The 18,020-nt window shown below is 53.7% G+C and carries 18 protein-coding genes; 6 read left to right on the top strand and 12 right to left on the bottom strand.

The annotated features are described in order from the left end of the window. Positions 1-59: 59 nt before the first annotated feature. Positions 60-749: a phosphate response regulator transcription factor PhoB gene (phoB, locus tag J4650_RS17530; RefSeq protein ID WP_000113918.1), complete on the bottom strand. Its 690-nt coding sequence runs from the start codon at positions 747-749 to the stop codon at positions 60-62. A 214-nt stretch (positions 750-963) separates the two neighbouring features. Here phoB and sbcD point away from each other — a divergent pair, with 214 nt between their 5' ends. From sbcD to araJ, 3 genes are all read left to right on the top strand, one after another. After that, positions 964-2,166 (top strand): exonuclease subunit SbcD, encoded by a 1,203-nt coding sequence (sbcD, locus tag J4650_RS17525; RefSeq protein ID WP_023993785.1) that lies wholly within the window; start codon positions 964-966, stop codon positions 2,164-2,166. Continuing rightward, complete coding sequence (gene sbcC / locus J4650_RS17520; RefSeq protein ID WP_023993786.1) at positions 2,163-5,303, top strand: exonuclease subunit SbcC; 3,141 nt, start codon at positions 2,163-2,165, stop codon at positions 5,301-5,303. Before sbcD ends, sbcC begins: the two co-directional genes overlap by 4 nt. 172 nt (positions 5,304-5,475) lie before the next feature. Further along, positions 5,476-6,648, top strand: a complete 1,173-nt coding sequence (gene araJ / locus J4650_RS17515; protein ID WP_023993787.1) for an MFS transporter AraJ — start codon at positions 5,476-5,478, stop codon at positions 6,646-6,648. 19 nt (positions 6,649-6,667) lie between these two features. On the opposite strand, the gene mak is transcribed toward araJ, so the two are convergent. Next, positions 6,668-7,576: a fructokinase gene (mak, locus tag J4650_RS17510; RefSeq protein WP_001219284.1), complete on the bottom strand. Its 909-nt coding sequence runs from the start codon at positions 7,574-7,576 to the stop codon at positions 6,668-6,670. Between the two features lie 125 nt (positions 7,577-7,701). Between mak and rdgC the strand changes: the two genes are divergently transcribed. Further along, the gene (gene rdgC, locus J4650_RS17505) at positions 7,702-8,613 is read left to right on the top strand and encodes a recombination-associated protein RdgC (RefSeq protein WP_000964305.1); all 912 of its coding nucleotides are present in this window, start codon (positions 7,702-7,704) and stop codon (positions 8,611-8,613) included. A gap of 42 nt (positions 8,614-8,655) precedes the next feature. Here rdgC and ppnP read toward each other — a convergent pair whose 3' ends face one another. From ppnP to J4650_RS17480, 5 genes are all read right to left on the bottom strand, one after another. Beyond that, positions 8,656-8,940: a pyrimidine/purine nucleoside phosphorylase gene (ppnP, locus tag J4650_RS17500; RefSeq protein WP_000941953.1), complete on the bottom strand. Its 285-nt coding sequence runs from the start codon at positions 8,938-8,940 to the stop codon at positions 8,656-8,658. A gap of 70 nt (positions 8,941-9,010) precedes the next feature. Continuing rightward, the gene (locus J4650_RS17495) at positions 9,011-9,688 is read right to left on the bottom strand and encodes an AroM family protein (RefSeq protein WP_001276437.1); all 678 of its coding nucleotides are present in this window, start codon (positions 9,686-9,688) and stop codon (positions 9,011-9,013) included. Positions 9,689-9,938: 250 nt separating this feature from the next. Next, positions 9,939-10,130, bottom strand: coding sequence for a protein YaiA (gene yaiA / locus J4650_RS17490; RefSeq protein ID WP_001143161.1), 192 nt, complete (start codon positions 10,128-10,130; stop codon positions 9,939-9,941). A 26-nt stretch (positions 10,131-10,156) separates the two neighbouring features. Beyond that, on the bottom strand, positions 10,157-10,702 hold the full coding sequence (gene aroL / locus J4650_RS17485; protein WP_000983569.1) for a shikimate kinase AroL: 546 nt from the start codon (positions 10,700-10,702) through the stop codon (positions 10,157-10,159). Positions 10,703-10,886: 184 nt separating this feature from the next. Then, the gene (locus tag J4650_RS17480) at positions 10,887-11,342 is read right to left on the bottom strand and encodes a YaiI/YqxD family protein (protein ID WP_000158137.1); all 456 of its coding nucleotides are present in this window, start codon (positions 11,340-11,342) and stop codon (positions 10,887-10,889) included. Between the two features lie 139 nt (positions 11,343-11,481). Between J4650_RS17480 and proC the strand changes: the two genes are divergently transcribed. Beyond that, on the top strand, positions 11,482-12,291 hold the full coding sequence (gene proC / locus J4650_RS17475; protein ID WP_000412193.1) for a pyrroline-5-carboxylate reductase: 810 nt from the start codon (positions 11,482-11,484) through the stop codon (positions 12,289-12,291). A 14-nt stretch (positions 12,292-12,305) separates the two neighbouring features. On the opposite strand, the gene adrA is transcribed toward proC, so the two are convergent. The 5 genes from adrA to J4650_RS17450 all read right to left on the bottom strand — a co-directional run bounded on the left by adrA (position 12,306) and on the right by J4650_RS17450 (position 16,833). Continuing rightward, positions 12,306-13,418, bottom strand: coding sequence for a diguanylate cyclase AdrA (gene adrA, locus J4650_RS17470; RefSeq protein ID WP_000484083.1), 1,113 nt, complete (start codon positions 13,416-13,418; stop codon positions 12,306-12,308). 91 nt (positions 13,419-13,509) lie between these two features. Then, positions 13,510-13,830: a phosphate starvation-inducible protein PsiF gene (gene psiF / locus J4650_RS17465; RefSeq protein WP_023993788.1), complete on the bottom strand. Its 321-nt coding sequence runs from the start codon at positions 13,828-13,830 to the stop codon at positions 13,510-13,512. A 352-nt stretch (positions 13,831-14,182) separates the two neighbouring features. Then, a complete protein-coding gene (gene iraP / locus J4650_RS17460) occupies positions 14,183-14,443 on the bottom strand; it encodes an anti-adapter protein IraP (RefSeq protein WP_001518423.1) in 261 nt (86 codons plus the stop codon). A gap of 296 nt (positions 14,444-14,739) precedes the next feature. Continuing rightward, the gene (locus tag J4650_RS17455) at positions 14,740-15,951 is read right to left on the bottom strand and encodes a multidrug efflux MFS transporter (protein WP_000446768.1); all 1,212 of its coding nucleotides are present in this window, start codon (positions 15,949-15,951) and stop codon (positions 14,740-14,742) included. Positions 15,952-16,119: 168 nt separating this feature from the next. Further along, on the bottom strand, positions 16,120-16,833 hold the full coding sequence (locus tag J4650_RS17450; protein WP_000480794.1) for an extensin family protein: 714 nt from the start codon (positions 16,831-16,833) through the stop codon (positions 16,120-16,122). 77 nt (positions 16,834-16,910) lie between these two features. Here J4650_RS17450 and ddlA point away from each other — a divergent pair, with 77 nt between their 5' ends. Further along, complete coding sequence (ddlA, locus tag J4650_RS17445) at positions 16,911-18,005, top strand: D-alanine--D-alanine ligase (protein ID WP_001096592.1); 1,095 nt, start codon at positions 16,911-16,913, stop codon at positions 18,003-18,005. The last annotated feature ends 15 nt before the right edge of the window (positions 18,006-18,020 follow it).

The raw sequence follows: 18,020 nt of genomic DNA, 5'->3' as shown, positions 1-18,020 counted from the left end.
CCCTCAAGAATGGAAAGCCTTCTCCGCCAGAAACCTGTGATCAACTGGCGGAAAAGGCATTAAAAGCGGGTCGAAAAACGATACCCTGTCCCGCGTACCGTTTGCACCATCCGGTCGTGGCCGCTGTGCTCCAGCGCCTTACGCAAACGGCGAATATGCACGTCGACCGTCCGGTCTTCAACGTACACATTGGTGCCCCAGACATGATTGAGTAGCTGCTCGCGACTGTAAACCCGTTCCGGGTGCGTCATAAAGAAATGGAGTAATTTAAATTCGGTCGGCCCCATATCCAGCGGGCTGTCGCCGGTCATCACGCGGTGAGATCCAGGATCAAGGCTCAGTCCCTGCATCTCGATCACCTCTTCGACCGCCATCGGCGAGATGCGCCGCATAACGGCTTTAATGCGCGCCACCAACTCCTTGGGGGAAAACGGCTTGGTAATGTAATCGTCAGCGCCGGTTTCCAGCCCGCGCACGCGATCTTCTTCCTCACCTCTCGCGGTCAGCATAACCACCGGAATATCCCGGGTCAGGGCTTCACGTTTGAGATGTTTAATAAACTGTAACCCTGACCCGCCGGGCAACATCCAGTCAAGAAGGATGAGATCCGGCCAGGGTTCATTAAGTTTATTCACCGCACTGTCATAATCTTCGGCTTCTACGGGCTGAAAGCCATTTTGTTCGAGCACGAAGCACACCATTTCACGGATCGGCGCCTCATCTTCTACGACCAGAATACGTCTCGCCATAATTTGCCCTGTTAGTCGTTAGTTATCAATGCCGCGCCATTATGCGTCAGATTTATGACAGATTTATGAAAAAAAAAGGCGGCATTGATAGCATGTTGATGATTTATGACACCGGTGAAACCGTGCATTACCGTGTACCGGCGGTAAATTGCGCCCAAAAATGGAGGGGATGACGTGTATAATCCCGTTCACGCTTTTTTTGCATGGAACAATTATGCGCATCCTCCACACCTCTGACTGGCATCTGGGACAAAATTTCTACAGTAAAAGCCGCGCCGCGGAGCATCAGGCTTTTCTGGACTGGCTGCTGGAGACCGCGCAGGCCCATCAGGTGGATGCCATTATTGTCGCTGGCGATATTTTTGATACCGGTTCGCCGCCAAGCTATGCCCGAGAACTTTATAACCGTTTCGTCGTTAATTTACAGCAAACGGGCTGTCATCTGGTGGTGCTGGCCGGTAATCATGATTCCGTCGCCACACTAAACGAGTCACGCGACATTCTGGCGTTTCTCAATACAACCGTGATCGCCAGCGCGGGCTATGCGCCGCAGCTACTTCATCGTCGCGACGGTTCTCCAGGCGCCGTACTGTGCCCCATTCCCTTTTTGCGCCCGCGCGACATTATTACCAGTCAGGCGGGATTATCCGGCAGCGAGAAACAGCAGCAACTTCTTCATGCGATTGCCGATTATTATCAACAGCAATATCGGGAAGCATGCCAGCTACGCGGCGAACGAAAGCTGCCGGTTATCGCGACGGGGCATTTAACCACCGTCGGCGCCAGCAAAAGCGATGCGGTTCGCGACATTTATATCGGTACGCTGGATGCCTTTCCGGCGCAGCATTTCCCCCCCGCGGATTATATCGCATTAGGACACATTCACCGCGCGCAATGTGTCGGCGGCACGGAGCATATCCGCTATTGCGGCTCGCCCATCGCCCTCAGCTTTGATGAGTGCGGCAAAAGCAAATGCGTGCATCTGGTGACCTTCGACCAGGGGAAATGGCAAAGCACCGAAAGTCTGGCTGTCCCCGTGACTCAACCGTTGGCGGTTTTAAAAGGCGACCTGGCATCAATTACCGAACAGCTTGAGCAGTGGCGCGGCGTTGAGCAATCGCCCCCCGTCTGGCTGGATATTGAAATCACCACCGATGACTATCTGCACGATATCCAACGCAGAATACAGACATTAACGGAGTCACTCCCCGTAGAGGTATTACTGGTGCGCCGTAGCCGCGAACAGCGCGAGCGCTCGCTGGCGAACGAGCGGCGGGAAACATTAAGCGAGCTTAGCGTGGAAGAGGTTTTTGCGCGGCGTCTGGCGCTGGAAGCGTTAGATACCCCGCAGCGCGAGCGCCTGAATCAGCTCTTTTCCAGCACGCTCTACGCGTTGAATGAGGAGCATGAGGCATGAAAATTCTCAGTTTGCGTCTGAAAAACCTGAACTCGCTGAAAGGAGAATGGAAGGTCGACTTTACCGCCGAACCGTTTGCCAGTAACGGGTTATTCGCCATTACCGGCCCGACCGGCGCGGGAAAAACCACCTTGCTTGACGCCATCTGCCTGGCGCTGTACCACGAAACGCCGCGCCTGAATACGGTATCGCAGTCGCAAAACGATTTGATGACGCGCGATACGGCGGAATGTCTGGCCGAAGTGGAGTTTGAGGTAAAAGGCGAAGCCTGGCGCGCGTTCTGGAGCCAGAACCGAGCCCGAAATCAGCCTGACGGCAATCTCCAGGCCCCACGCGTGGAGCTGGCGCGGTGTTCAGACGGAAAGATCTTTGCCGATAAGGTAAAGGATAAACTGGAGATGATCGCCACGTTGACCGGGCTGGACTACGGGCGCTTCACCCGTTCGATGTTGTTATCACAGGGGCAGTTCGCCGCCTTTCTTAACGCCAAAGCGAAAGAGCGCGCAGAGCTTCTGGAGGAGCTCACCGGCACTGAGATTTACGGGCAGATCTCCGCACAGGTATTTGAAAAACATAAATCAGCCCGTCTCGAACTGGAAAAGTTACAAGCGCAGGCCAGCGGCGTCGCCCTATTGGCGGACGAACAGTTACAGCAACTGGAAGCCAGTTTGCAGGCGCTTACTGACGAAGAGAAACGCCTGCTGGCCGACCAGCAGGGACAGCAGCAGCACCTTCACTGGCTGACCCGAAAAAACGAGCTCCACACTGAATTACACGCCCGGCAGCAGGCGCTGTACGCGGCGCAAGAGGCGCGAGAAAAAGCGCAGCCGCAGCTCGCGGCGTTGACTCTGGCGCAACCTGCTCGCCAGTTGCGCCCGCATTGGGAGCGCATTCAGGAACAAACCCGCGCCGTTGAGCGTGTTCGCCAGCACAGTGATGAAGTGAATGCTCGCTTACAAAGCGCGTATCGCCTGCGCCGGCGTATCCGCGCCTGCGCGCATCGACAATTCACGCAACTGAACGCCACAGGGCAGCGGTTGAAGACATGGCTGGCGGAACACGACGGCATCCGCGTCTGGCGCAGCGAACTGGCGGGGTGGCGAGCATTATTAACACAACAATCCCACGATCGGGAGCAACTGAGCCAATGGCAACAGCAGTTGCTGAGCGATACGCGTCAGCGTGATGCGCTACCGCCGCTCACGCTCGACCTCACGCCACAGGCGCTGGCGGAAGCCAGAGCATTGCATACCCGGCAGCGTCCGCTACGCCATCGTCTCGCCGCGCTTCAGGGGCAAATTCTCCCGAAACAAAAGCGTCAGGCGCAGCTACAGGCAGCTATCGCGCGTCATCATCAGGAGCAGGCGCAATACACCCAACGTCTGGCGGATAAGCGTTTGAGTTATAAGACTAAAGCGCAGGAGCTTGCGGACGTTCGCACTATTTGCGAGCAGGAGGCGCGCATCAAAGATCTGGAAAGCCAGCGGGCGCACTTACAGTCCGGCCAGCCGTGTCCGCTTTGCGGCTCGACGACGCACCCCGCCATCGCCGCCTATCAGGCGCTGGAACTGAGCGCGAATCAAACCCGCCGCGACGCGCTGGAAAAAGAGGTCAAAACGCTGGCGGAAGAAGGCGCGGCGCTGCGAGGACAGTTAGATGCCTTAACGCAACAATTACAGCGGGATGAAAGCGAGGCGCAGTCGTTGTTGCAGGAGGAGCAAGCGCTTACTGAGGAATGGCAAACGCTGTGCGCTACGCTGGGCGTTCAGCTCCAGCCGCAAGAAGACCTCGCGGGCTGGCTGACCGCCGCGGAAGAGCATGAGCAACAGTTGGATCAGCTCAGCCAGCGTCATGCTCTACAAACGCAAATCGCGGCGCATACTGAACAGGTAGCGCGCTTTACCGCGCAGATTGCGCAGCGTCAGGCGTCGCTGACGGCTGATTTGGCGCAGTATACGCTTTCCCTTCCTGCGCCAGAAGACGAGGCTTCGTGGCTGAATGAGCGCGCCGACGAAGCGAAAATATGGCAACAGCGTCAGACTGAGTTCGCGGATTTGCAAACGCAGATCGACAGGCTTGCCCCGTTGCTGGAAACGCTACCGCAAACGGATACCGCGGATTCCGACGACGACGTGCCGCTGGATAACTGGCGGCAGGCGCATGATGAGTGCGTGTCATTACAAAGCCAGTTGCAAACCCTGCAGGAACAGACGACGCAGGAACAGCAGCGCGCCGCCGAGGCGATAGCGCACTTTGATGCGGCGTTAAAAAATAGCCCGTTTGACAGCCAGGCAACGTTCCTGGCGGCGTTGCTGGATGAAGAGACCGTGACCCGTCTGGAAAAACAACAACAAACGCTGGAAAGTCAGCTACAACAAGCGAAGGCGTTAAGCGCGCAGTCCGCGCAGGCGCTGGCTGACCATCAGCAACAGCCGCCCGCCGGTCTGGACCCAACGTGTACGGCGGAGCAGCTCGCGCAGCGGCTGGCGCAGTTGGCGCAACAACTGCGTGAAAACACGACACGCCAGGGGGAAATCCGCCAGCAAATTAAACAGGATGCAGATAATCGGCAGCGCCAACGGGCGCTGATGGCGGAAATGAAACAAGCCTCTCAGCAAGTGGAAGACTGGGGCTATCTCAATGCACTGATCGGCTCTAAAGAAGGTGATAAGTTCCGCAAATTCGCCCAGGGACTGACGCTGGATAATCTGGTCTGGCTGGCGAATCATCAGCTCACCCGCCTGCATGGCCGCTATTTATTGCAGCGCAAAGCCAGCGACGCGCTGGAACTGGAGGTTGTCGATACCTGGCAGGCCGACGCCGTGCGCGATACGCGAACGTTATCAGGCGGCGAAAGTTTCCTGGTCAGCCTGGCGCTGGCGCTGGCGTTATCAGATTTGGTCAGCCATAAAACGCGCATTGATTCTTTGTTCCTCGACGAAGGCTTCGGCACGCTTGATAGCGAAACGCTGGACGCCGCGCTGGATGCGCTCGACGCGCTGAATGCCAGCGGGAAGACCATCGGTGTGATTAGCCACGTGGAAGCCATGAAAGAACGTATCCCCGTGCAGATAAAAGTGAAAAAAATCAATGGGCTTGGTTATAGCAAACTGGACAAAGCGTTTGCCGTGGAGTAACGCGAGTGTCATCCTGCGCACAGCATACCGTCATGACATAGCATAATAATGAATACACAAAGACGAATAAGGAATGGTATTACCTCGCGCTTATCCGCAAGCTATACGTTGATTGGCTGTGACAATTCATAGCCACAGCGCGCGACATGCGTCTTCATTTTCGGCAGGTGGTATGAAAAAAGTTATTTTTTCTTTGGCGCTGGGTACGTTCGGACTGGGGATGGCCGAGTTTGGCATTATGGGCGTGCTGACGGAGCTGGCACGCGATGTCGGGATAACGATTCCCACCGCCGGGCATATGATCTCGTTTTACGCCTTCGGCGTCGTGCTGGGCGCGCCTGTTATGGCGCTCTTTTCCAGCCGCTTTTCGCTTAAACATATACTGCTGTTTCTGGTCACGCTGTGCGTGATGGGCAATGCCATATTTACCTTTTCCTCGTCATATCTGATGCTCGCCGTCGGCAGACTGGTTTCCGGCTTTCCGCACGGCGCCTTTTTTGGCGTCGGCGCCATTGTCCTGTCAAAGATTATCCGCCCCGGGAAAGTCACCGCCGCCGTCGCGGGTATGGTTTCAGGGATGACGGTGGCGAATCTGGTGGGCATTCCGGTCGGCACTTACCTGAGCCAGGAATTTAGCTGGCGCTACACCTTTTTATTGATCGCGGTTTTCAACATCGCCGTGCTCACCGCAATTTTCTTCTGGGTGCCGGATATCCGTGACAAAGCCCAAGGCAGCCTGCGCGAACAGTTTCACTTCTTGCGTAGCCCCGCGCCGTGGCTCATTTTCGCCGCCACGATGTTCGGCAATGCGGGCGTTTTTGCCTGGTTCAGCTATATCAAGCCATTTATGATGTACATCTCCGGTTTTTCGGAGACGAGCATGACGTTTATTATGATGCTGGTCGGGCTGGGGATGGTGTTAGGCAATCTGTTAAGCGGCAAACTCTCCGGCAGATATACGCCGCTGCGCATCGCGGTAGTGACTGACCTCGTTATCGTGCTCTCTCTCATGGCGCTCTTTTTCTTCAGCGGATACAAAACGGCATCGCTGACTTTCGCGTTTATCTGCTGTGCTGGTCTGTTTGCGCTCTCTGCGCCGCTGCAAATCCTGCTACTGCAAAACGCCAAAGGCGGCGAACTGCTGGGCGCGGCGGGAGGGCAAATCGCGTTTAATCTCGGTAGCGCGATTGGCGCCTGGTGCGGCGGGCTGATGCTGACGCTAGGTTTTGCGTACTACTACGTGGCGCTTCCCGCCGCCCTGCTCTCGTTTTCCGCCATGTCGTCGTTGCTGGTATACGGACGTCTAAAACACAAGCAGCCATCGGTCACGCCGGTTGCCGGATGACACCATCCGGCTAAAAACATTACGCCAGCGGCCACAGCCAGGCCGCGCCGCGCACGCCGCTCGAATCGCCATGCCGCGCCTTACGTACCGGCGTCTCGCACTCGCCGCCAAAAACAAACGATTTCATCAGCGACGGAACCGTCTTGTACAGGCGCTCAACATTGCTCATACCGCCGCCCAGCACAATGACATCCGGATCCAGAATATTTACGACATGAGATAATGCTTTCGCCAGCCGTAGCTCATAACGGCTTAACGCCAGTTCCGCCACGGCGTCCTGCGCGTCGACCAGACGAATAATCTCATCGCCTTTTAGCGCTTTACCGCTCAAACGCTGGTAATCCGTGGCAAATCCCGTACCGGAAATAAAGGTTTCGATACAGCCTTGTTTACCGCAATAACAGGGAATTTCTTCGCGGTAACGCAACTCATCGTCATCCATCCACGGCAACGGATTGTGGCCCCATTCACCTGCCGTACCGTTGCCGCCGATGTGCACCCGGCCATTTAGCGCTACGCCCGCGCCGCACCCGGTACCGATAATCACCGCAAATACCGTTTGCGCCCCCGCCGCCGCGCCATCTACCGCCTCTGATACCGCCAGGCAATTGGCATCGTTGGCTAACCGCACTTCACGCTTCAGACGACGGCTCACATCGCTATCGAACGGCTGGCCGTTAAGCCACGTAGAGTTAGCGTTTTTCACCACGCCGGTGTAAGGCGAGAGAGAACCGGGAATGCCAATGCCAACGCTACCGGTCTGGCCGGTCGCCTGTTCCGCCATGTCGACCAGCGTAGCGATGGTTTCTATCGTTTGCTGATAATCCTCCCGCGGCGTAGGCAGACGATGGCGAAACCGCTGCTCTCCTGCATCATCAAGCGCAATGACTTCCGTTTTTGTGCCGCCTAAATCGATACCAATACGCACATACCGCTCCTCATTTTTTGGGAATATCAACAGGGTAGAATTCACCGTTCTGATTGGCAATGCAAGCCTGCCGACAATTCGTTACTATACCGCCTGGATTTAACGACAAGGCCGTGGAAATTATCATGCTGTGGTTCAAAAATTTAATGGTTTACCGTCTTAGCCGCGATATCACATTACGCGCCGAAGAGATGGAGAAACAGCTCGCCTCAATGACGTTTACCCCATGCGGTAGCCAGGATATGGCCAAAATGGGCTGGGTTCCGCCGATGGGCTCTCACAGCGATGCGTTAACGCACACCGCCAATGGCCAAATTATTATTTGCGCGCGCAAAGAAGAGAAAATCCTGCCATCGCCAGTGATCAAACAGGCTCTGGAGGCGAAAATCCAGAAACTGGAAGCCGATCAGGGACGCAAGCTGAAGAAGACGGAAAAAGATTCCCTGAAGGATGAAGTGTTGCATTCGTTGCTGCCGCGCGCGTTTAGCCGCTTCAGTCAGACAATGATGTGGATTGATACCGTTAACGGCCTGATTATGGTTGACTGCGCCAGCGCGAAAAAAGCGGAAGATACTTTGGCGCTACTGCGTAAAAGTCTTGGCTCGCTGCCGGTCGTCCCGCTGGCGCTGGAAAATCCGATTGAGCTGACGCTCACAGAGTGGGTGCGCTCCGGTACGGTCGCTCAGGGTTTCCAGTTGCTGGACGAAGCCGAATTGAAAGCGATGCTGGAAGATGGCGGCGTGATCCGCGCGAAAAAGCAGGATCTGGTCAGCGACGAGATCGCCGTTCATATTGAAGCGGGTAAAGTGGTCACGAAGCTGGCGCTCGACTGGCAGCAGCGTATTCAATTCGTCATGTGCGACGACGGCTCCATTAAGCGTCTGAAATTCTGCGATGAGCTGCGCGATCAGAACGAAGATATCGACCGGGAAGATTTTGCCCAACGTTTTGACGCGGACTTTATCCTGATGACCGGCGAGCTGGCGGCGCTGATTCAAAGCCTGGTGGAAGGATTAGGCGGCGAAGCGCAGCGCTAACCAGAGGGTCCCTCTCCGCCGGAGAGGGGACTCACCGTTCCGTTACAAATAGCGGCACAGATACGAGGTGGGCTCAGCAACCTGGAGATGAAACTCACTGTGGCCAGGCACGTTAAACACCTCACCGGCTGTATACACTTTCCATTCGACAGTTCCCGGCAACAGTACCTTCAACGCGCCGCTCACAACCGTCATCTCTTCGGGTTCGGCGGTGCCAAAGGTATACTCCCCTTCCGCCATCACACCAACGCTGGCCCGGCCGGTGCTACTGCTGGTAAATCCAATAGACTTAACTTTTCCGGAAAAGTATTCATTGCTTTGTAGCATAATCAGGCCCCGTCTCATTATTAAATTAACACCCAATATAGAGTCCTGACGTTCGGCCTGTCACGTAAAATTAGACAAGCAGTTCTGAAGCTAACCGCGCAATCAAAACGTTAGAGAGTAAAACCGGCACATCCAGCGCCTGCTGTAAAATATCCCGATGACGCTGATGAAAACCCAGACAATCCAGCATAATGACGTCCGCGCCTTGATCCAGTAGCGCCTGCCCGGCATCAATTAACTGTTGCTCAGAACCGTGAACCGGATTCGCCAGCGAATACACCGGCGGCATTTGCAATACCTGCCATTTTTTCTCCTGGGCCGCCAGAAGTTCTGCAACAGGCACAATCACGCCCACCTGATGCCCATCCACAATAGAGGCGACAAGCGGTGGAATAATACGCAGCGGTTCAAGCAAAATAGAATTACGGGCTGCCATACTTTTAATCGCCGCGGTGCTCATCAGTATAATGACGTCATAACCCTGGTTATCCAGCACCTCGACAACGCTCTGTAAATCTCGCTCCACCTTCTGGCGGGAAACATGGGCTATCTGGTTATCATTCAGCAACGTCAAAAGCGGATCGTCGCCAGGCTCTACAGCGTAATCCGCCATAACGTCTTCCCGGCTCATTTTTCCCAGCAGGCTATGATGGGTGATGTGTTGTTCGTCGATGTATTCCGTCAGAAGCGGTAACACTTCGCTCATTGGCACAACGCCGATTGTGAGGATTGCCAACGACGCACTCATTTTTATTCCACCTTATTACTTCGTCGTAATTCCCGGGCAAATATTCACACGCTCACCGCGCTACCTGCCCTACAAATCTCAGAAAGCGTAGCAGCAGATGAGCAACGTATTGTGTAAAGATTCCAAATAACTCCAATATTGTATTGTTATCGCTTAATTTACGGTTTTAGTTGCCAGTATAAATGTTTCAAGAATGTGATGGAGATACAATTTAGGGGTACTCAGAATCCCTTCCGAGTGGTTCATGCGTCTATGATTTATCCGGATCTTCGTAACGTTTTTTCGCATCCATCGCTTCTTCTGCGGTCGGATGCTCGCTGATGAGCGAATCAGGTTTCGGATGGTCAGCCCGTAGCTGATACCACGTCACCGTCTGGCCCGGCGTGCCTTTTTCAATGGTGACGATATAAGCTTCCCGCGGATAAGGTGGTCTGGTTGGCATAGCGTTTCCTTTATTCTGGGTGAGCATTAAGTATAGACATCTCCCTGTAACCGTTGCGTCGACGGCGGCAGCGCCGCAATAATTTCAGAAACGACCTGGGCCGGCGCTTTCGTCGCGTCAATAATGTAATGCGCCGTTTCGCGATACAACGCGTCACGCTGCTCAAGCACTTCCCGAACCTCTTCGCTCAACGGCTTGCCGGTGAGGGTCGGGCGCAGATCCGCTTCAGGTTCAGCCTCAAGCCGGTTAACCAGCGTGGATACCGGCGCGCACAGATAAATCACTACGCCAACACGGTGCATATAACGTCGGTTATACTCCGTGAGAATAATACCGCCTCCCGTCGCCACGACAGTCGAAGGCGCGCTTACCGCCTCCAGGGCCGCGGTTTCCCGGGCGCGGAACCCTCCCCAGCCTTCTTTTTCAACGATATCAGCGACGCTCATCTGCACGTGCGATTGCAGCCAGCGGTCGGTATCTGCAAACCGAAAACCGGTTGCCTGCGCCAGCGCCATACCGATGGTGGTTTTCCCACAGCCCCGCGGGCCAACAAGATAAAGAGGTTGCATCATAGCAGGCGTTCCCCCAGGAACTGCGCATACGCAGGATTTGATATCAGCAATGTTATAATCATATCATCTAACTAGTACAACGCATAAATGTAAATAATAATTTACACAAAGGTACTAAAGTCACAATATTAGTACTATAGCAAGAATCAGAAATGAATAAACTGTAAATTTTTCATTACAGGATTTATTTTTTACGCTGGCTTTCCAGCCACCACTTATCCAGCTCGGCGGCAAAATGCTGACGATCGCGCGGCGAGAGAGTGTTTGGTCCCCCCGTTTGTACGCCGCTGGCGCGTAGCGTGTCCATAAAGTCACGCATCGTCAGACGTTCGCGAATCGTGGCGTCGCTATAGCGTTCTCCCCGGGGATTAAGAGCCGCAGCGCCTTTTTCCAGCACTTCAGCCGCCAGCGGAATATCCGCGGTAATCACCAGATCGCCCGCTTCGCATTGACGCACAATTTCATTGTCCGCCACGTCAAACCCGGCGGCCACGCGAAGCGTGCGGATAAAACGCGAAGGCGGCACGCGCAAGGCCTGATTGGCAACCAGAATAAGCGGCAACTGCATCCGCTCGGCGGCGCGGTACAAAATTTCTTTAATGACATTCGGACACGCATCCGCATCCACCCAGATGGTCATAATGTCTCCCGTACGGTATACAATCTTTTATTGTCTCGCGCTTTTGCCTTTCATCAAAGTGCTGTTTCTCCTTCTGCCCGTTTTCAATCCGCGTTAAGCTAACCATTCCCCATAACACACAAACATAGGGAGTGACGAGATGGAGAAGAAAATCGGTTTTATTGGCTGCGGTAATATGGGCAAGGCTATTCTTGGCGGACTGATTGCCAGCGGTCAGGTACTTCCCGGCCAGATCTGGGTCTACACCCCCTCCCCCGATAAAGTTGCCGCCCTGCATGACCAGTACGGCATTAATGCGGCGCAAAGCGCGCAGGAGGTCGCTCAGGTCGCGGATATCGTTTTCGGCGCGGTAAAACCGGGCATTATGGTGAAAGTGCTCAGTGAAATCTCCTCCAGCCTGAACAAAGACTCGCTGGTGGTCTCTATCGCCGCAGGCGTAACGCTTGATCAGCTTGCGCGCGCGCTGGGACACGACCGTAAAATCATTCGCGCTATGCCGAATACGCCGTCGCTGGTCAACGCAGGAATGACCTCCGTCACGCCCAACGCGCTGGTCACACCGGAAGATACGGCTGATGTGCTGAATATTTTCCGCTGCTTTGGCGAGGCGGAAGTGATTGCTGAGCCGATGATCCATCCGGTGGTTGGCGTGAGCGGATCTTCGCCGGCCTATGTCTTTATGTTTATCGAGGCGATGGCGGACGCAGCCGTTCTGGGCGGTATGCCTCGCGCTCAGGCTTATAAATTCGCCGCGCAGGCCGTTATGGGATCGGCGAAAATGGTACTCGAAACCGGAAAGCATCCCGGCGAACTGAAAGATATGGTGTGCTCGCCTGGCGGAACGACGATTGAAGCCGTACGCGTTCTGGAAGAGCGTGGCTTCCGCGCTGCGGTAATAGAAGCGATGACGAAGTGTATGGAAAAATCAGAGGCGCTCAGTAAATCCTGAAGCCCGGCTGGACGTCATGCCGCCACTTCGGTGCGGTTACGTCCGGCATTCTTTGCTTTGTAAAGCGCCATATCCGCAGACTTTAACCATTCCCGATAATGACCGATTTGTGGCGTTAACGGCGCCACGCCCACGCTGATACGTAACATGACCTGCGGCGCGCCCGGCAAGCGTAAGGTATTTAGCCGTTCATGCACTCGCGACATGGCGGTAATCGCGCTGTCTGCCGGCGTTCCGCACATAATCACCGCAAATTCGTCGCCGCCAAAGCGCCCGATAATATCACTCCCGCGTAGCGTTATCTGTAATTGACGCGTCAGGGCGATAATAGCCTCATCCCCAACATCATGTCCCCAGGTGTCGTTAATGCTCTTAAAATGATCGATATCGATAATCAACAATGTCGCCTCCCGATGGTGGCGTCGGCTGTGATCGAATTCATTACGTAATAAAATTTCCCAGTGGCGTCGGTTATAGACGCCGGTCATGCCATCCCGCGAACTCATCGCCTGCAAGCGTCGCTTATGTTCCGCTAATTTAATGGCCGTTTGATAACTTACCCAGGCGAACAGAAGCGGATACAACATAATGACGGGCAAAGAGAGCGTGACTTCCAGCGACGAGCTTCGCATAGCGACGGGTAGCCCGGTAAGCTGCAACGTCACCAGACATGACGCCAGCAAAAGGCCCATTCCGACAGTGAATAGCCGCCGCCCGCCAGCGCCCATCAGATTCATGCTCATCATCATAAACAGCGCGGCGGCAGGCAACATATTGACGCCCATCAGCGCGATCCACATGCCGGAGAGGATCGCATCCACTTTCAGGTTGTAAATTTCCTGGCGTAGCGGATCAAGGGCTTTCGCCGCCCACTGCCACGCCAGATGCGGCCAGACAAAAGACCAGCCGACCAGCAATAGCCACCAGCCGCCAAAGACAGGTTGCGACACTAACACGGCGGCCACCGGTAAAAACATCCCCCCTAACCCCACCGCGCGCGGTAGCCTGATGCGCCGGGCGAAGCGCAACCCGGAGCGCTGACGATCATCAGGAGGGTCAGGCGGCGCTACCGCCTGTTCAACCGCTTTTCGGTAAAAATTTTCATCATTCATTATTTTTGGGAACATTTAGAAACAATTTTCCCAAATTATAGAAACAGAGCGCATGGAGGGAGTATGAAATTTCGGGTGAGTGTTTTTCAGGACTCACCCGATAGCACTACGCCGCTTTTTTCAGGCAGGCGCTCATAAACTTGCTACGGTCATCGCCTTTCAGTGATTGTTCCGTCGCCTGAACATTGCATTCACGCATTTTCTGCTGTTGCGGCGTCAGGCTTTTCTCGCCAGGGGCTGACTGACTGTTTTTCAGGCAGTCGCTAAGGTAGGCTTTACGCGCATCGCCTTTCAACGCTTGCGCTGTCGCCTGCTGATTACAGGTCGTCATGCGCTGCTGTTGCGGCGTTAACGGTTTCTCGGTTGCGCCGACGGCGGTTAAAAAGACCAGGCCAAAAAGTAAAGTCACCAGTAATGTTATTTTCATAGCACCATCCTTTTGTCAGTGTACACATTACACGTTGTCCCTTTGGGAAATATCCCAGGGACTTTATATAAGTCTGGCTGTTACTGGCAAAAATACCACCCGGCTGTAAAAGTATTACTTACCGTTAGCAATAGATGTTTTATTGATTGACAAACCGTAGGCTAATGTGCAATTCGATTATCCACAGTCACACTGGCAGGATGCAGAAGAACAGCGCATAACGTTACACTGTTATTACCATAGCCGCTTCGTTTTTATTTTGCTCTGTATTACCCAGAAGAAAATAAAAACGAAGCGGCTATGTTATTTCATAAAAGTAACGTTATAACAACTGTGTTGTTTTAAAATACGATTAGTGCCGGGGGTGTCTCAGCAACTTTTTTACATATTGGCGCAGCAATTCCGTATCGTGATCAGGAACGCTGGCATCCGGCTTTACGCCTTCAAGTGCCCCCTCTACCTGACGTATCAACATCTCCTGCTCGTTTTGCGCCATGTTACGTAACATTGCTGTGACGATAATCTCTAACGCTTCTACCTGAGCAACCAGTTCTTTCGACTCTTCTTCTTTTTGGGCTAGCTTAAGCAACAACTCTGCTATGAGATTTTTCATGACCATATTTCCTTATTAGTTCCAGGGTGACGTTATCACTATGAAGAACCACTGCCTAGAGGCTGAAAGTACTATTTTTATGATACAGGAAGAACTTTACACAAATAATTATCACTGTCGCCGCAGCGAAACGTTTCTCAGGCCGTAAACGAGACGATAATAAACCATCAAAAAACAATAATCACGCTATATCATAATTTAAGGTTATGCCATCTATAGAAAAACTTCACGGATAAAGAATATATCTTTTAATTTAAACCATATCGTAACGGCAGAAGCGCCGTTACGATGCACCGCTATTGGCCTTTCGCTTTTTGCGCGTTACGCCGACGACGTAACGCCAGGGTCAGTTGCCCGATATTGATCAACACGATCGCCGCCGTAGCGATAAAAACCCAGCGGAAACCGGCCATCGCCGATACCGTCGCGCCCATCAACGGCCCAACCACGTTGCCCAGATACATAAATGACTGGTTGTAGCCAAAAATACGTCCGGTAATTTGGTCGCTGGAGTATTTCACCAATAACGTTTGTACGGCGGGTAACATCGCGCCATCGGCAAAGCCCAACAAGAAACGCAACAGTCCCAACTGGAACGGCGTGGTGACCCAGGACATCGCGAAGAAAAGCAGCACTGCGCAGATAAGCGTGGCCATCAGAATTCTTTCCGTGCCGATTCTGTCGCCAAGTTTTCCCAGGCGAGGCGCGGAGATAAGCGCGGAGATACCGGGCACCGAGGCAATTAACCCGCTAAGAAAGGCGATGTTATTACTGTCCGGCATCATTGATTTGATAAACAGCGCCAGGATTGGACTGATGGAACCATTACAGAGTTGAATGACCATCGTGGTAAAAAACAAACTGATCACCAGCGCAGGATAAGGTAACGACGCAAAAACGGCTTTACCGCTCAGGCGTTCGCTTTTCTTGATGACCGGACGCACGCCTTCTTTAATTAAAAATAGCGTGACCAGAAAGCTCACCACCAACAGCATGGCGGTAATCAGAAATACCGCCCGCAGCCCGATATGATCCGCGACAAAGCCGCCCATTAACGGCCCGCCGATAACGCCGCTGATCTGCGCCGTAGAAAGCGTACTGAGCGCCCAGCCGCTACGTTCGCGCGGTACCTGAGAGGCTACCAGCGCCATGGCATTGGGGATATAACCTGACGTTAACCCCATGATTCCGCGCAGCAGGAAAAGTTGCCAGACATGGGTCGCAAATGCCTGCAGTAGAATAGCTATCGCCATCCCGAGCGACGCGCGCAATAGCATCAGTTTACGCCCTTTACGATCGGCAAGACTGCCCCACATCGGCGACACAATGGCGGAAATAAGAAACGTGATGCTAAACGTTAACCCGGACCACATTGATAACGCTTCATGGGAAGAGACGCCAAGCTGGGAAATATAAAGGGGTAAGAATGGCAGGATTTGGCTGATTGCCAGCCCGGTAAAAAAACATCCAAACCAAACGGAAATTAGATTAACTTTCCAGGATTCCATAAGACTCGTAACGGTAAGTAGCTGAAAATACGCGTTAGCTTAGCAAGTTCTCTTTTTCCTGGTGGTTCCAGAGGTGCGATACGTCACACTTTGCTATTTTGTCTCCCCGTTCATCATTTTTGTGAAACATGTCACATTATATAGCCGCGCAAGGCAGACGTTTATGCTTTAACGACACACGCCGTAGCCCCGCATTCCAAGATGAAAATGGTTAGCATGAGCAGCGTTATAGTCAGGCCCGAGCCCATTGCCATAATAATGGCAACTGGCGTTTAACATAGCGCGTAACCAGGGCCCCGTCTCCTGACGCCCCCAGCCGCGCAGTACAGTGATTTTTCGGCCATCTGATAGCTGAAACCCGCTGACATCCAGCGCTTCTGCGCTGGCATGTTCACTGCGACGCGCATCCGGGCGGTGATAAATATTACGGCAGGCATAGCTGCCCAGATGTTCGATGCGGGTCAGGCGGCGCTTCATCCACGTTTCTGTTAAAGGTTTTGCCTGCTGTTCGACAAACAGCGCGGAGCGCAGCGCCAGCGGGCAGGAGGCTAAAAAACTGCTGCTCAGTTTGACCTGGCCAAAATCTCTGACGCGCACAACATGGGACAAGGGACATTCACCAGCGCTATCCGCAACAGGTTGTGATGAAATTAATCCCTGTTGATTGGCCGCCGTCAACAGCTCCCGGCACTGCGACGGCGTAAGGCGCTGTAGTTTGAAGGTAGTGATCCAGCCTGGCGGATCGGCAAGTTGTAGCGGAGCAAAAGGATTATAGTAAGAGGGAAGATAACGATATCCCAGCCCGCCAATGCCGCCCAACAGCACAATAATCAGAAAACCCTTACCTCTCACGCGGCCTCCGTTCTCACATCCCATAAACATTATGGCAGAACCCCGCGAAACCCGCGTTTTGTCGTGGTAATGTATACGCTTTGCATTCGATGGAATGGGTTTTTAAGATGGCGAAATTGCGGGTAGGAATAGTATTTGGCGGTAAGTCGGCGGAACATGAAGTGTCTTTGCAATCAGCGAAAAATATCGTTGATGCGATCGATAAAACCCGCTTCGACGTGGTGCTGTTAGGGATAGATAAGGCAGGACAATGGCATGTTAACGATGCGGAAAATTATTTGCAGAATGCAGACGATCCGGCACATATCGCGCTACGTCCTTCGGCAATCAGTCTGGCCCAGGTGCCTGGCAAACACCAACACCAATTGATTAACGCTCAGAACGGGCAGCCGCTACCGACGGTAGATGTTATTTTTCCTATCGTCCACGGTACGCTGGGCGAAGACGGCTCATTGCAGGGGATGCTGCGCGTCGCAAACTTACCGTTTGTCGGTTCAGACGTGCTGAGCTCCGCAGCCTGCATGGATAAAGACGTCGCCAAACGACTGCTACGCGATGCAGGACTGAATATCGCCCCGTTTATTACACTCACCCGAACGAATCGTCACGCGTTTAGTTTTGCCGAGGTTGAATCCCGTCTGGGACTGCCGCTGTTCGTTAAGCCCGCCAATCAGGGCTCTTCGGTCGGCGTCAGTAAAGTCGCTAACGAAGCGCAATATCAGCAGGCGGTCGCGCTGGCTTTCGAATTCGATCATAAAGTGGTGGTGGAGCAAGGGATCAAAGGGCGCGAGATCGAATGCGCCGTATTAGGTAACGATAACCCACAGGCCAGTACCTGCGGCGAAATCGTACTGAATAGCGAATTTTACGCCTACGATACTAAGTATATTGATGATAACGGCGCACAAGTTGTCGTGCCTGCACAGCTTCCTTCCGGGGTAAATGACAAGATCCGCGCGATCGCGATCCAGGCTTATCAGACGCTGGGATGCGCGGGTATGGCGCGTGTCGATGTCTTCTTAACGGCAGACAATGAGGTCGTGATTAACGAGATCAATACGCTGCCAGGCTTTACCAATATCAGTATGTATCCAAAACTCTGGCAGGCGAGCGGACTGGGCTATACCGATTTGATCAGCCGCCTGATTGAGCTGGCGCTGGAACGCCATGCGGCGAATAACGCCTTAAAAACCACGATGTAATAGCGCACGCCCGAT

The organism is Salmonella sp. 32120201201600049SM, assembly GCF_017572835.1.
Lineage (GTDB): Bacteria > Pseudomonadota > Gammaproteobacteria > Enterobacterales > Enterobacteriaceae > Salmonella > Salmonella enterica.
This window is presented reverse-complemented; position numbering and strand designations above follow the sequence as displayed.